At 68.3% G+C, this 13,625-nt stretch carries 14 protein-coding genes; 10 read left to right on the plus strand and 4 right to left on the minus strand.

Annotated features, from left to right (window positions below):
* The first annotated feature begins 157 nt into the window (after positions 1 to 157).
* Positions 158 to 1,594, plus strand: a complete 1,437-nt coding sequence (locus K0817_RS02550; protein WP_253735134.1) for a helix-turn-helix domain-containing protein — start codon at positions 158 to 160, stop codon at positions 1,592 to 1,594.
* Here the strand turns inward: K0817_RS02550 and K0817_RS02555 are convergent.
* Both K0817_RS02555 and K0817_RS02560 read right to left on the minus strand, forming a co-directional pair.
* Positions 1,548 to 1,751, minus strand: coding sequence for a hypothetical protein (locus K0817_RS02555; RefSeq protein ID WP_219979794.1), 204 nt, complete (start codon positions 1,749 to 1,751; stop codon positions 1,548 to 1,550). The two genes, K0817_RS02550 and K0817_RS02555, sit on opposite strands and share 47 nt — an antisense overlap.
* Entirely contained in the window at positions 1,745 to 3,250 is a 1,506-nt protein-coding gene (locus K0817_RS02560; protein WP_219979795.1) for an SDR family NAD(P)-dependent oxidoreductase, read from the minus strand. Before K0817_RS02560 ends, K0817_RS02555 begins: the two co-directional genes overlap by 7 nt.
* Before the next feature lie 25 nt (positions 3,251 to 3,275).
* On the opposite strand from K0817_RS02560, the gene K0817_RS02565 reads away from it, so the two are divergent.
* The 9 genes from K0817_RS02565 to K0817_RS02605 all read left to right on the plus strand — a co-directional run bounded on the left by K0817_RS02565 (position 3,276) and on the right by K0817_RS02605 (position 11,139).
* Entirely contained in the window at positions 3,276 to 3,689 is a 414-nt protein-coding gene (locus K0817_RS02565) for an NUDIX domain-containing protein (RefSeq protein WP_253735135.1), read from the plus strand.
* Positions 3,690 to 3,829: 140 nt separating this feature from the next.
* Positions 3,830 to 5,110, plus strand: coding sequence for an FAD-dependent oxidoreductase (locus K0817_RS02570; RefSeq protein WP_219979797.1), 1,281 nt, complete (start codon positions 3,830 to 3,832; stop codon positions 5,108 to 5,110).
* 38 nt (positions 5,111 to 5,148) lie between these two features.
* Positions 5,149 to 6,468 (plus strand): extracellular solute-binding protein, encoded by a 1,320-nt coding sequence (locus K0817_RS02575; RefSeq protein WP_219979798.1) that lies wholly within the window; start codon positions 5,149 to 5,151, stop codon positions 6,466 to 6,468.
* Between the two features lie 20 nt (positions 6,469 to 6,488).
* On the plus strand, positions 6,489 to 7,352 hold the full coding sequence (locus K0817_RS02580; protein WP_219979799.1) for a carbohydrate ABC transporter permease: 864 nt from the start codon (positions 6,489 to 6,491) through the stop codon (positions 7,350 to 7,352).
* A complete protein-coding gene (locus K0817_RS02585; protein ID WP_219979800.1) occupies positions 7,349 to 8,173 on the plus strand; it encodes a carbohydrate ABC transporter permease in 825 nt (274 codons plus the stop codon). The genes K0817_RS02580 and K0817_RS02585 overlap by 4 nt, the downstream gene beginning before the upstream one ends.
* Positions 8,170 to 9,207 carry a LacI family DNA-binding transcriptional regulator gene (locus K0817_RS02590; RefSeq protein ID WP_219979801.1) on the plus strand — a complete coding sequence of 346 codons (1,038 nt, stop codon included), beginning with the start codon at positions 8,170 to 8,172 and terminating at the stop codon, positions 9,205 to 9,207. Before K0817_RS02585 ends, K0817_RS02590 begins: the two co-directional genes overlap by 4 nt.
* Before the next feature lie 25 nt (positions 9,208 to 9,232).
* Complete coding sequence (locus K0817_RS02595; RefSeq protein WP_219979802.1) at positions 9,233 to 10,351, plus strand: zinc-binding dehydrogenase; 1,119 nt, start codon at positions 9,233 to 9,235, stop codon at positions 10,349 to 10,351.
* Between the two features lie 111 nt (positions 10,352 to 10,462).
* Positions 10,463 to 10,807, plus strand: coding sequence for a hypothetical protein (locus K0817_RS02600; RefSeq protein WP_219979803.1), 345 nt, complete (start codon positions 10,463 to 10,465; stop codon positions 10,805 to 10,807).
* 2 nt (positions 10,808 to 10,809) lie between these two features.
* Positions 10,810 to 11,139 carry a hypothetical protein gene (locus K0817_RS02605; protein WP_219979804.1) on the plus strand — a complete coding sequence of 110 codons (330 nt, stop codon included), beginning with the start codon at positions 10,810 to 10,812 and terminating at the stop codon, positions 11,137 to 11,139.
* A 26-nt stretch (positions 11,140 to 11,165) separates the two neighbouring features.
* Here the strand turns inward: K0817_RS02605 and K0817_RS02610 are convergent, their stop codons facing one another.
* Positions 11,166 to 12,257, minus strand: coding sequence for a LacI family DNA-binding transcriptional regulator (locus K0817_RS02610; RefSeq protein WP_219979805.1), 1,092 nt, complete (start codon positions 12,255 to 12,257; stop codon positions 11,166 to 11,168).
* A 219-nt stretch (positions 12,258 to 12,476) separates the two neighbouring features.
* A complete protein-coding gene (locus tag K0817_RS02615; protein ID WP_253735136.1) occupies positions 12,477 to 13,517 on the minus strand; it encodes a hydroxyacid dehydrogenase in 1,041 nt (346 codons plus the stop codon).
* Between the last annotated feature and the right edge of the window lie 108 nt (positions 13,518 to 13,625).

Consider the following 13,625-nt stretch of genomic DNA (forward strand, 5'->3'; position numbering starts at 1 on the left):
CTTCGGGGGTGCCCTGGACTGCCCTGTGAAGGGGCGGTCCGGCGGGCTCCGAGCGAGTGAAGCCATTATTCGAACGTCCCAGCACGTGACTGTTACAGTGCTCGGCACAAGCAAATCCAGGCGCCTGGGTTTGTTCCTTCTGGAACGGAGGGGTGGCGTGACGGCTCGAGTGGTGGCGGGGCTGCGCGTCGTGCAGGTCGTTGCGGCGCGGGCGGATCCCACGCTCGCGGTCGCCGCCGGGGTGATCGCGCGGGCGGTAGGTCTGCCGCTGAGCAGCGTGTCGCGCCTATGCGCCGAGTTGGTCGACCTCGGCCTCCTGGCCAGGGGGGAGGCCTACGGGTCCTATCGCGTGGGGTATGCGGCCCTCGCGCTGTCCGGGCGCGCCGCCGCGCCCTTCGCCCGTGCGGCACGCACCGTCCTCACGCGGATCGCGCAGAGCACCGGCGAGAGTGCGCTGCTGGCGGCAAGCACGCCCGACGGCATGCGCGTCATCGGCGCGGTGACCTCGCCGTGGACGCTGCACTCACCGGCAACCGTGGGCGAACTCGTCGTCGACCCCGCCAGCGCTATCGTGCGCGCTGGGGACCGGAACGGGCAGGTGGTCGAGGCGATCGTCGGCAAGTGCGTCGAGTTGGCCGTCCCTGTGCTGGAGCCCGGCGGCGAGGCGGTCGCGATAGTGGCCGTGCGGCTTCCCGTGAATAGGGCGAAGGAGGGCGTCGCGGTCGCTCACCGTGCCGCGGTCGCGGCGCGACGGACGCTCGAACACGTCCTCAACGAGCACGAGGGCTGCACGCGCCCATTCGCGACGGCGCCGTCTGTGCCTCCAAAATCTGCCCTCGCTGCGGCACAGTTGCTGCTGGAGATTCTGGCGACGTCTGATGGGACGGTCACCGACCTCGTCCGCGCCACCGGGCTGAGGCGCGACCGGCTGCTGCGACTGGTGGAGTCGTGCAGACGTGCTGGATTCCTCCGGGTAGAGCCGGAAGGCACCCGTGTGCGGCTGGACTGGTCACTTCACGGATGGATGCGCGCCGCATCCGGACCCACGCTCGCCCGCGACGGCGCGCCGATCGTGGCCGACGTGGCGGATCGCACAGGCGTGTGCGCGTTCATCACTGTTCTGCGCGGAATGCGATCGGTGACTCTCGTGGAGGAGCTGCGAAGCCTCGGGCCGGGGCTGGAGATGACCCGGTGGCTGGGAAGGCCCTGCCCGATCCTCAGCTCCGATGGCGGGCCGGCCCTGGTGATGGACTTCGACCGGGACGCTATCGCCGCGTTCCTGCCCAAGCGGACCGATCCTCGCGAGGCGGCGGAGTTCTTCCAGCGAGTCGAAACGCTCGCGGAGCATGGTGTCATCGCCCGCGAAGCGTTCGAAGAAGCTGGACAGACGGCATTCGCGGCCCCGATCCGTGACTCCAGCGGCGCGGTCGTGGCCGCGGCGTGCCTGGTGGGAGCGACCGATGAAATGCGCCCGCGCATCGCAGAGCTCTCGACGGTGGTAGGTGAGATGGCCGCGGATCTCTCTGGCCTCGTCGGGGGTGACCGAGCTACTGGCGGGGACGCGGGGGAGGCGGCACTTCCTTCGCGGCGATGATGTCGGCGACCGCGATGCGTTCGACGCCGCGCTTGCCGTCGACCACCACGGTCTCGGCATCCGCGCTCAGCAGTTCGCCCAGTGCGTCGGTCGCCTGCCCCGTCGGCAGCAGGTAGCGCACGACCACGCGGTGCCCGGGTGCCGGCAGGTTCACCATGCGCCCGGCGCGTAGTCCTTGAGGAAGACCCCGAAGAGATCCTCGCCCGCCTCGCCACGCACGATCGGGTCGTACACGCGGGCAGCCCCGTCGACGAGGTCGAGCGGTGCGTGGAAGCCTTCCTCGGCGAGGCGCACTTTGGTGGGGTGGGGGCGTTCGTCGGTGATCCACCCGGTGTCGACGCTGGTCATGAGGATCCGGTCGGTCTCGAACATCTCGCGGGCGCTCGTGCGCGTGAGCATGTTGACCGCCGCCTTGGCCATGTTGGTGTGCGGATGCCCCGGCCCCTTGTACCCGCGACCGAAGACGCCCTCCATGGCGCTGACGTTGACGACGTAGGTGCGCCGCGCGCTGCTGGCGGCCAGCGAGGATCGCAGCCTCGACACGAGCAGGAACGGCGCGGTCGTGTTCGCCAACTGCACCTCGAGCATCTCGAGCGGATCCACCTCGCCGACGCGCTGGGTCCACGAGTTGACGTGGTCGAGGTCGGGGATGAGCCCGCCGGCATCGATCGCGGTACCCGCGGCGAGGCGCTCGAGAGAGCTCGAGCCGGCGGCCATCGCCTGCTCGGTCAGCTCGTCGGCTCGCGCTGCGGCGGCGGCGAGGATGGGGTGGGCGCTCACCGACCGTTCCAGCGCGCGAGGGTGCTGGTCGTTGGTGTGGCCGAACGTCACGAGTTCGGGCAGCGGCCCGTCGGGGAGCGGCGCCAGCTCGGCGTCGACGAGCGGCTGGTAGGCGCCCGGCGATCGACGCACGGTCTGGGTCGCGTTGTTGATGAGGATGTCGAGCGAACCGGCCGCCGCGACATCGTCGGCGAGACCGATGACCTGGGCGGGGTCTCGCAGGTCGATACCGACGACCTTGAGGCGGTCGATCCATTCCGGGGCGTCCGGGAGGCTGCTGAAGCGGCGCACGGCGTCGCGCGGAAAGCGCGTGGTGATCGTCGTGTGCGCGCCGTCGCGGAGCAGGCGCAGCGCGATGTACATGCCGATCTTCGCTCGGCCGCCGGTCAGCAGCGCCCGCTTGCCGGTCAGGTCGGTGCGGGCTTCGCGCTTGGCATGGCTCATCGCCGCGCAGTCCGGGCACAACTGGTGGTAGAACGCGTCGACCAGCGTGTACGGCTGCTTGCAGATGTAGCAGGCGCGAGCCTTGAGCAGAGTGCCCGCCGTGGGGGCGGCTGTCGTGGTGCTGATCGGGATGCCGCGCGTCTCGTCGTCGATGCGGTCGGCGGCGCCGGTGGCCGTGGCGGCGACGACAGCCTTGTCGGCCTGGGCGATCGCCTCGCGGATCTCGCGACGACGCTCCTTCTTGACGGCCTTGAACATCTTCGCGGTGGCCTGGCGCACGGCGACGAAGTCGGGGTGCGTCTCGTCGAGGCCGGCCATCCCGTCGAGGACGCGGAGAGTGACCTCGAGATCCGCCGGGTCGATGCCGCTCGGCGGGAGGTCGGAGGCGGAAGGGGTCTCGGCGGGCACACGCGATTCTACGTCGGCCCACATGGACGAAGCCTGTTACCGTGCGACGGTGACCTCTGCCAACGCCGCACCCGCTCCGCTTCGGATCCACGTCTCGGCCGCCGTCATCCTGGATGATCGGGGCAGGCTGCTGCTCGTGCGCAAGGCCGGGACGACGGCGTTCATGCAGCCGGGTGGCAAGCCCGAACCGGGCGAGACGGCGAGCGAGACTCTCAGCCGCGAGCTCGCCGAAGAACTCGGCATCCGGGTCGATCCGTGGGAGCTGCGTCCTCTCGGAGAGTTCACCGCCGCGGCGGCGAACGAGCCGGGCTTCCTTGTCGTAGCGGATGTCTTCGCCGCCGACATCGGCGCGCAGCGTCCGCGGGTCGGCGCCGAGATCGCCGAGCTGCGCTGGGTCGGTGGAGCGGATGCCACGACCCTCGAGATCGCACCCCTCGCCCGGGAGAACTTCCTCCCGCGCTGAGGCCCAGACCGGGCACCGTTTCGGAGTACGCGTCTACTTGCAGTTGGAGCGCGCCAAGAATTCGTCCCTACGGGTTGCATTGCTCGCTTGCTCCGTGTAGCTTCGCACTGTCTGGAGCGCTCCAAAATAGAAAGTCGAAGATGACCCACACACAGTTCGCAGCGGATCTGCCCGTCTCTGATGTCGACGTTCTGGTCGCCGGTGGCGGTTGCGCGGGATTCGGCGCAGCGCTCGCGGCCGCTCGGGGCGGTGCCCGCACGCTGCTCGTGGAGCAGTCGGGTTTCATCGGCGGCATTCTGACCCGTGTCGGCAACCCCTGGTTCGACGGCGTCGCCCACCTGACGACCGGTCGTATCGCCCTCGGAGGCATCCCGATCGAAGTGCTCCAGCGGCTCGGTCTGGCCGAACCGGAACAGACGCACCTGGACCACCCCTTTCTGCCGATCGACCCGGAGGCGTTCAAGCACGTCGCCGATCAGATGCTCATGGAGCAGCACGACAACCTCGACGTGCTCTTCCACACGTCGGTCGCGGCTGTCCGTGCCGGCGCCGGCCGGGTGGACGAGGTCGTGCTCGCCAACAAGGCGGGCCTGTCCGCCGTGCGCGCTAAGGTGACCATCGACGCGACGGGGGACGGCGACGTCGCGGCCTGGGCAGGCGCGCCGGTCGAGCGAAGCGTTCCGATGCAGCCGCTCACGCTGCACTTCCGCGTCGGGAACGTGGAGGAGACAGACACCCTGACGCCCCGCATGCGTGAGGTCGTCGAGGACCTCCACGAGACCGGTGCGATCGGGCTGTACTTCTTCCACGCCGAGCACGACGACTTCGCGCACGCGCCCGACGAGCTCGTGTTCAACATCACCCGCATCCCCGGGGACGGCACCGACCCGGCCGACCTCACCGCCGCAGAGATGCGGGGACGCAAGGACGCCCACGTGCTCGTCTCGGCGTGGCGTGAGCGCGTGCCCGAGTTCCGCAACGCGTACCTGATCTACAGCGGGCCCTCGGTCGGCGTGCGCGAGACGCGTCGGATCGTCGGCGACTATCAGCTCACCGAAGACGACATCCGTTCCGGGCGGCGGTTCGAGGATGCTGTGCTGCAGGGCGTCTTCTACGTCGATGTGCACCCGTCCGATCGAGCGGGAACACACGACTACGACGCGTGGACGCCCGACCCCTACGACATCCCCTTCCGCACGCTCCTGCCCCGCGGGTGGGACGACCTGCTCGTCGCCGGCCGCTGCCATTCCGCCACGCGCCGGGCGGCCGGCTCGTCACGCGTCACCGCGACCGCCATGGCCATGGGACAGGCGGCAGGCACCGCGGCGGCGCTGGCCGTCGCATCCGGCTCCCGAGTACGGGATCTCGACACCCAGACCCTGCAGAATGCCCTACGGGCCGACGGCGTGATCTTGAACTGACCACCTCGCACCACCCACCAAGAGAGAAGGAGACGACGATGTTTCTACGCAGAGCAGCGTCTGGAATCGCGGCCGCGGCCGGCCTCACCCTGATGATCGCCGGGTGCGCCGGCGGCGACAGCGGAGACACCGGAGACGACCAGGACGACGGGCCCGTGACGATCGAGTTCTGGAGCATGCCGTTCGGCGGCCACACCGAAGAGGATGTCGCCGCATACGTCGACGAGTTCAACGAGAGTCAAGACGACATCGTGGTGGAGCTCACCGGCCTGCAGTGGGCCGATGGGCGCGACAAGATCATCCAGGCGGTCGGAGCCGGGACCGGCCCCGATGTGTTCATCATGGCGCCGGTGAACCAGGACTTCCTCTCGTCGGGATCGCTCGCCTCCCTGGACGACCTCGGATACACCCCGGAGGACGTCGACCCCTTCCTCGACATCATCGAGGCCGCAGCCGGCTACGACGGCGAGGTCTACGGCGTGCCGATCGGCTATTACACCAACGTCCTCTACTACAACGCCACCGTGCTCGAGCAGTACGGGTTCGACGGGCCACCCGAGACGTGGGACGAGCTGAAGGAAGCCGCGGCCACCATCACCACCGAGTCCGCCGCGGCGGGTGATCCCGTCATGGGCTTCCAGATCAAGGGAATGGACGATCACCTCAACGCGATCAACCACACCTGGGCGAACTTCTTCTACCAGGCCGGCGGTGAGCAGCTGATCGACGACCTCACGAAGGCGAACGCCGACTCCCAGTCCGGCCGTGAGGCGCTGGAGTATCTGCGCAGCTTCGTCGAGGAAGGCATCACGACCCCCGGTCCGAGCGCCAAGGGCGGGTTCATCGACGGCACTGTCGCGATGTTCACGTTCCAGCAGCTGCACCTGCCCGAGATCGAGGCATCCACGTTGGAGGACGAGTGGGGGCTGGCACCCATGCCGGAAGGCCCCGACACGGCGAGCTCGTACACCGACGGCGAGTTCCTGGTCGCCAACGCCGCCTCCGAAGAGCTCGAAGCCGCCGGCACCTTCATGAAGTGGATGACCTCGCCCGAGCAGGGCGTGCGGTACATGGAGAAGGCGCCGCTGTTCGCCTACGAGCTCGACAAGGTCAGCGACGACGTCCGCGAACAGGTCGAGGGGCTCATCGAGGCCGATCCCAACCGCGGCGCGCTGCTGGAGCAGCTCCAGCGCGCCAGCCTGTCGAACATCGTCGCCGAGCGCTACGCGCAAGCAGCCCGATGGGAAGCGCAGAAGCAGTACATCGTGGCGGCCATCAACGGCGACATGTCCATCGACGACGCGCTTGCCGCGATCGATGCTGCGGTGGACGAGGCGCTCGAGGTGGCGAGCTACTGATGGGGGCGCGACGACGCGGGATGAGCGCGGCGCGGCGCGAAGGTGTCTCTGCGTGGCTGTTCATGCTCCCGGGGCTCATCCCGCTCGTCGCCTTCCTTTACTGGCCGCTCGGACAGGCGTTCGGGCTGAGCTTCTTCCAGTGGAACCTCCTCGGCGATCCGAAGTTCGTCGGAACGCTGCAGTATGAGCGGCTGATCGCATCCGAGACCTTCCATCAGTCGCTGATGGTGACGCTGGTCTATACCGTGGGAGTCTCGGTGACCGCCTACGCGCTCTCACTCGGCACCGCGGTCATGCTCAACAAGGCGATCGCGGGCGTCAAAGCGGTCCGCACCGTGTCGCTCCTGCCCGCCATCATCCCGATGGTCGTGGCCGGGGTCATCTGGAAGTTCATCTACGAACCCACCGGCGGGCCGCTGAACCAGATGCTCGCCGTCTTCGGGATCGACGGGCCGGCGTGGTTGCAGGATCCCGCCCTCGCGCTGCCGTCGGTCATGCTCGTGTCGGTCTGGAAGGACTTCGGCATCTACATGCTCGTCCTCCTGGGCGGACTCCAGCAGATTCCCCGCGAGATCGAAGAAGCGGCCTCGATCGACGGTGCCAGCGCCACGCAGACCTTCTGGCGGGTCAAGTTCCCCATGCTCGGCGCCGTCAACCTCTTCGTTCTCGTGCTGCTGATCTTCAACTCGTTCAAGGTTTTCGACCAGGTCTGGGTGATGACCGAGGGCGGTCCAGGCAACGCCACCCTCACCATCATCACGTTCCTCTACACGCGCATGCAGATCGACATCGGATTCGCCGCGGCGGGCACCGCCGTGCTGTTCCTGCTCGTGCTCATCCCGCTCACCCTCCAGCTGATCGCCCGACGGAAGGTCACGGCATGAACGGCGCACTGAAACGCACGGGCTACGTGGCCGCACTCGTGGGCATCGTCCTGTTCTGCGGGGTGCCGTTCGTCTGGATGGTGCTGGCGTCCCTGCAGCCGCTGCAGAACCTGCTCGGCGCCCAGATGGACGTGTTCGCCTTCGCGGACGCGACACTCGACAACTACGCACGCCTCTTCGAGCAGAAGGACTTCGCGCGCTGGTTCGTCAACTCGCTCGTCGTCTGCATCGTCGTCGTCCTTGCCAATCTCGTCTTCGACAGCCTCATCGCGTATCCGCTGGCCCGCATGAACTTCTGGGGCAAGCCGATCGTGCTGCTGCTGGTGGTCGCGGCGATCATGATCCCGGCCCAGGTCATCCTCGTGCCGCTGTACATCCAGATGCGCGACCTCGGCTGGCTCAACTCCTATGCGGCCCTCATCGCGCCCTATGTCGTCAGTCCGACCGGCATCTTCCTGCTGCGGCAGACGTTCATGGCGATGCCGCGCGAGCTCGACGAGGCGGCGTTCATCGACGGCGCTTCCCGCCTGCGCACGCTGTGGTCCGTGCTTGTGCCCAACGCCCTGGCGATGTACGGGACGCTCGCGGTGCTGAAGTTCATGTGGACGTGGGGCGAGTTCGCCTGGCCGTCGCTCGCCGTCAATGATGCCGACCTGCGCACCATCCCGGTAGGTTTGGCGAGCATGCGCAGCCAGTTCGCCACCGAATGGGACCTGCTGATGGCCGGCTCGGTCGTGGCCATCATCCCGGTCGCGCTGCTGTTCGCCTTCTTGCAGAAGTACTTCGTCGCCGGACTCACCTCCGGGGCGGTGAAGGGATGACCGCCACCGCGGGGTCGTCCGGCACGCGACGGCCCACGATGTCGGATGTCGCGCGCGAGGCGAACGTGTCGAGGTCGCTGGTCTCCCTGGTGCTCCAGCACCCCGAGAAGGTCGGCGACAAGCGCAAGCGCGCCGTGCACGATGCCATGCGCCGCCTGGGCTATCGGCCGAATGCGGCGGCTCGTCAGCTCGCCAGTCAGCGCACCGACACGTTCGGCGTGCTCGTGTCGGACCTGCACAATCCGTTCTACACGGAGGTGATCGACGGCATCCTCGAGGCGGCGGAGGACTTCCGTCACCAGGTGCTCATCGCGAGCGGCGAGCGCGACCCGTCCAAAGAGAAGGCCGCAGCCGAAGCGTTCGCCGAGCTGCGGGCAGAGGGCGTGATCCTGATCACGCCGACCATGAGCACGGAAGACATCGAGGCGATCGCCCTGGCCGTGCCGACGGTGATCGTCGGGCGACCGGGGCCTCGGCCCGTCGGAACCGGACGCGTGCTCACCGACGACGAGCGCGGTGTGCGCGTCGCGCTGGACCACTTGCTGGCGCTGGGCCACCGCGAGATCGGGTTCGTCGCGGCCGGCGAGAATCCCGGAGCTCGAGCCCGCGAGGACGCCTTCCTCGCCGCAATGACCGGCGTGGGCCTGGCCGACCGTGCGCACATCGCGTCGGCTGCTCCCAATCAGGAGGGCGGGTACGCGGCCGGCCGCGAGATGCTCACCGCGGCTCGGCGGCCCACGGCCATCCTCGCGTCCAACGACCTCGCGGCACTGGGCGTGCTCGGTGCGGCAGCCGACCTGAACCTTCGCTGGCCGACCGATCTGTCGGTCGTCGGCTACGACAACACGATCCTCGCGCAGCTGCAGCCCATCGCGCTGACCAGCGTGAACCAGCCGCGGCGGCTCATGGGACGCACGGCCACCACGCTCCTGCGCGACCTCACGCGCGGCGGGGAGCCCTCGTCGGTGACGCTGGACCCCGAGCTGGTCGTACGCTCGACCACCGGTCCGGCGTCCCCTTCCCCGAGCCCGTGAGGCAGAGATTCGAGAGGAACAGCGAATGGTCACCGACGTCCCCGAGCTGATGAAGGCCGCCGTCTGGGACGGCGGAGAAGCACGTCTGCAGATCGAGCAGATCCGCACGCCCCAGCCGCTTCGGGGTGAGGTCCTCATCCGTGTCGCCGCGTGCGGCGTCTGCCACACCGACCTCCACGTCCTGAAGGGCGAAGTCGCCTTTCCGGGGCCGGCCGTGCTCGGCCACGAGGTCAGCGGTGTGATCGTGGCGATCGGCGACGACGTCGAAGGCTTCCACGTCGGCGACAGCGTGATCGGAGCCTTCATCATGCCGTGCGGCACGTGCGACCTGTGTCGTCGCGGTCGTGACGACATGTGCTCCACCTTCTTCCGCGAGAACCGACTCGGCGGCAATCTCCTCGACGGCACGTCGCGCCTGCGCCGCGCCGACGGGAGCCGGCTCTCGATGTACTCGATGGCCGGGCTCGCCGAGTACAGCGTGATCCCGGCGACGGCGATCACGCGGCTTCCAGAAGGACTGCCTCTCGAGGAGTCGGCGGTCCTGGGGTGCGCCGCCTTCACCGCGTACGGAGCGCTCGCGGCGTCGGGGCTCGAATCGGGCGAGTCGGTCGCCGTCGTCGCCACCGGCGGCGTCGGGTCGAGCATCGTCCAACTCGCCGCTCATCTCGGCGCCGCACACGTCATCGCGATCGACGTCAGCGACGAGAAGCTCGCCGCGGCGACGGAACTGGGCGCGACTGCGGTGGTCAACTCCGCGACGACGGATGCCGCCGCCGCCGTCCGCGCGATCGTCCCCGGCGGTGTCGACATCGCGTTCGAGGCGCTCGGACGCAGCGAGACGTTCGAGCAGGCGATCACCCTCCTGGCCGACGGCGGTCGCATGGTCGCGGTGGGCATTGCGGCGGGTGCCGCCGTCGGGCGGGTGCCGATCACCCAGCTGGTGCGACGCGGGCACACCGTGCGCGGTTCGTTCGGCGCGCGCACGCGCCGCGACCTGCCCCGCGTCGCCGCGCTGGCCGCAGAGGGCGGATACGACGTCCAGCGCGCCGTGACGAGGCGATTCTCGCTGGACGATGCGGATGCCGCGTACCAGGCCCTCGCGCGCGGCGAGATCACGGGCCGCGCGATCGTCGTGACGGGCTGACCGGATCCCCGCCGATCTGCGGGGGTTGTCGGCAACGGTGACCTTTGGTCGTCGTTTGCCGCGAATGTCAAGGCCCATGCCAGGAAGGGTTCCGAGTTCTACGGTGTGGGCATGAAGCACGTGATGTACGCCGAGAAGTCCCTGCTGATGGGGGATGACGTCGCCGACGCGCTGCTGGAGTACGCGCGGCTTCTTGCGGAGGGGTTTCACGCCGACACGGTGACCGTGCGAGCGATCGGAGCCGACGGGAACACGGTGGATGCGGCGTTGCTGCTCACTGCGACCAGCGCGATGACGGTCGAGTCGACGAACTCGACCGTCATCCCTCCCGACAACGCGGAAGCGGTTCGGTACCTTCACGGGTGCATCGAGCGCCTGAACCGGCCCCCTACGGTGCAGGCCGAGGTGGACGGCGGCATGCTCGATCACGAAGACATCGACCTCCGCGGGGTGTGAGCATGGGTCATCTGATCTACGGCGTTGCCCCCGCGATCGCCATCGATGACTGGGCACTGGAGCACCTGCGCTTCGTCATCGTCACTAAGCTCCGTCGCGACGAGAGCTTCAGTTTCAACTGGGAGAACGAGCCCGATGTCCACGGCGACGTCGCGCACGATGCGCCGGGGATCTACGGCACGGTCTGGATCTCGAAGGGTTCTTCGCTCTACTTCAGCTTCGACAAGCCGCGGGCGCGTGATTTGAACAGGGCCTGGCTCGACGCGCTCGCGGCCTCCGCGAACAGCGGCAGCGGCCTGCGGCTCGTACCCGAACCGGGCACTACGGAGTAGGAGCGTCCGCGTTCGAGGACCGCGCCCTATGGCGCACTCTGAGCTCCGCCGTCCGACCCGGGCGCGTTGGCGGTCGAAGAGCGCAGAATCAAGCGGGGTTCGACTTGGATCTGCAGAGGCGGCTCGGCACTCGGCTCGCGGATGAGATCGACGAGCAGGCGCGTCGCCAGAGCGCCCACGCGTCGGCGGTCGGGAGCGACAGCGGAGATCGGGGGATCGGCGCGCGCCGAGACGTCGTCGTCGTAAGCGACGATCGACAGCCGATCGGGCACGGAGAGTCCGCGAGCGCGCGCGCTCTGCAGAAGACCGAACAGCGAATTCTCGTCGCCGTGGCAGAAGAGGGCCGTGGCGCCGATACGCTCCACAGTGTCGAGCACCACGTCCGCGCTTCCGCGCTCCCACCGTGGCCCCGCGCCGAGCTCGCCCGGTCCGAGAATCGTGCTCTGCTCGTCCAGACCCAATCGGTCCACCGCGTCGCGCCACCCGCGCCGGACGAACTCTGAGCTCTGGGATCTTCCGCGGCTCACCATCACCAGACGACGATGCCCAAGATCATGCAGGTGACTGAGAGCACTATGGGCGCCGCGCTCATGGGCGGAGCGCACCGACGACACCGAGCCGAGGCCGCCCCCCGGCATCTCGCGCTCGACGAACACCACGGGGATCTGGAGCCGTTCGACTCTCTCCCGGAACTCGGCAGGCGCCTCGCGCTCTGAGACCGTTGGCACCCACAGGAGCCCGTCGACGCCCTCGCGGACGAGTTCGTCGATGAGCCGATACTCTTCGTCGAGGTCGTACTCCGAGATCACGAGCTTCATCTCGCCGGCGACCAGCGCGTCGTCGATTCCCTCCACGACATAGCGGTAGTAGTACGACGTCGGAACCACGACCCCGATCGTGCCGGTGAAGGTCTCGCGCGTCGAGAGCGGAATGTGATCACTTCGGAGGACAGCGCCGCCGCGCACCTTCTCGAGGAGGTGCTCGGCGACGAGTGCGTCCAGGTCCCGCCGGATGGTGACATGCGAGACGCCGATGTCGTCGACGAGCGACGCGATGCGCACGGCACCGTCCTGCTGAGCGCGGTCGAGGATCCGTGCGCGACGCTCGGCTGCGAGCATGCCGACCCCTTCCCGAGGCTGAATTCGATCCCCATCATAACGCCGCGATCGGTTTCGATCATGCCTGCCAGAAACGAACACTTCAGTTAGCGCAATGTTTACAAATCTTTCAATCGATCTGATTCTTGTCGGTACGGGCGACGCCGGTGACGACGGTGGCCGAAGCTTCGTGCGCACCGCACCACCGACACGACCTGACCCGCGTCCCCGCGGTACGGGTCAGGCGATGATGCCGAGCGAGGATCCCGAGACACGGTGCGCCGGCGGGAGTCCCCGGCGCAGCCGCTCGATCTCGTCGAGTGCCGAGTCGGCGAGACGCCTGGTCTCGGCGTGCATCGCGCCGGCGATGTGAGGGCTCAGGACGATCCCCGGCGTGTCGAAGAGCACCGAATCCGATGGCAGGGGTTCGGGGTCGGTGACGTCGAGGATCGCTCGCAAGGTGCCGGCCCGGCAGCGGTGGACGAGAGCATCGGTGTCGACGAGGGATCCTCGCGCGGTGTTGATCACGACGGCGTGGGGCCGTAGGAGGGCGATCCGTCGCGCGTCCAGGAGGTGGTGGGTGTCGGGCAGTTCGGGAGCGTGCACGGTGACGATGTCGCTCAGCGCGAGCATCGTGTCGAGGTCCACAAGGCGGGCGCCGACCGCGGCTGCGTCGGCCTGGCCGACGTGCGGATCCGCAACGAGCACCTCGAAGTCGAACGGCCGCAGCAACTCGGCGACTCGACGGCCGACCCTCGACAATCCGATGACGCCCACTGTGCCGCCGAAGTTGACCACCGGCGGGATGGAGTCCCGCCACCGACCGCCGCCGTCGCGATGGCGGCGGTACCCCTCCACGTACTGCGACGCCCGCTTTCCTTCGAGCAGAATCGTCGCCAGCGTGAATTCGGCGACGGGAATCGCGTTCGCGTCGGCTGCACTCGTGACGAGGATGCCGCGGTCCCAGAATGCCGGCGAGAGGTGCTGCTTGACCGAGCCGCCGGTGTGGATGACCGCGCGAAGCGCCGGCGCGGTGTCGAGGACTTCTGGCCCGAGGATGGGCGAGCCCCACCCGGTCACCAGGATCTCGACACCGGCGAGCCGGGCAGCGGCATCCGGGCCGCTCAGATCGTCCAGGCGTTCGGGGGTGTTCAGGTCCAGCAGTCGGTGCAGGCGTGCCAGGCGGCCTGAGTCGAAGAGGTCGGTGAATGTGCGCGCGCTCATCAGGAGCAGGCCGGCGGGCGGGCCCAGTCCGGCCGGGTCCTCGATGACGTGTGCCATGGAGGCAATAAGAGCACACCAGCCACAAACTTCACAAGTTAGAAAGTTAGATGGAAAGATTTGATCTCAAAGCTTGCAAAGTGATCAAACGGTCCCCATACTGGCCAA

Source organism: Microbacterium sp. HD4P20, assembly GCF_019449275.2.
In the GTDB taxonomy this organism is placed as follows: Bacteria; Actinomycetota; Actinomycetes; order Actinomycetales; family Microbacteriaceae; genus Microbacterium.

Bases quoted from the DNA above. Each gene is read 5' to 3' on its own strand.
- K0817_RS02555 (WP_219979794.1), bottom strand. From the start codon at position 1,751: ATGGTGAACCTGCCGGCACCCGGGCACCGCGTGGTCGTGCGCTACCTG.
- K0817_RS02560 (WP_219979795.1), bottom strand. From the start codon at position 3,250: ATGTGGGCCGACGTAGAATCGCGTGTGCCCGCCGAGACCCCTTCCGCC.
- K0817_RS02570 (WP_219979797.1), top strand. From the start codon at position 3,830: ATGACCCACACACAGTTCGCAGCGGATCTGCCCGTCTCTGATGTCGAC.
- K0817_RS02575 (WP_219979798.1), top strand. From the start codon at position 5,149: ATGTTTCTACGCAGAGCAGCGTCTGGAATCGCGGCCGCGGCCGGCCTC.
- K0817_RS02580 (WP_219979799.1), top strand. From the start codon at position 6,489: ATGAGCGCGGCGCGGCGCGAAGGTGTCTCTGCGTGGCTGTTCATGCTC.
- K0817_RS02585 (WP_219979800.1), top strand. From the start codon at position 7,349: ATGAACGGCGCACTGAAACGCACGGGCTACGTGGCCGCACTCGTGGGC.
- K0817_RS02590 (WP_219979801.1), top strand. From the start codon at position 8,170: ATGACCGCCACCGCGGGGTCGTCCGGCACGCGACGGCCCACGATGTCG.
- K0817_RS02595 (WP_219979802.1), top strand. From the start codon at position 9,233: ATGGTCACCGACGTCCCCGAGCTGATGAAGGCCGCCGTCTGGGACGGC.
- K0817_RS02600 (WP_219979803.1), top strand. From the start codon at position 10,463: ATGAAGCACGTGATGTACGCCGAGAAGTCCCTGCTGATGGGGGATGAC.
- K0817_RS02605 (WP_219979804.1), top strand. From the start codon at position 10,810: ATGGGTCATCTGATCTACGGCGTTGCCCCCGCGATCGCCATCGATGAC.
- K0817_RS02610 (WP_219979805.1), bottom strand. From the start codon at position 12,257: ATGCTCGCAGCCGAGCGTCGCGCACGGATCCTCGACCGCGCTCAGCAG.
- K0817_RS02615 (WP_253735136.1), bottom strand. From the start codon at position 13,517: ATGGCACACGTCATCGAGGACCCGGCCGGACTGGGCCCGCCCGCCGGC.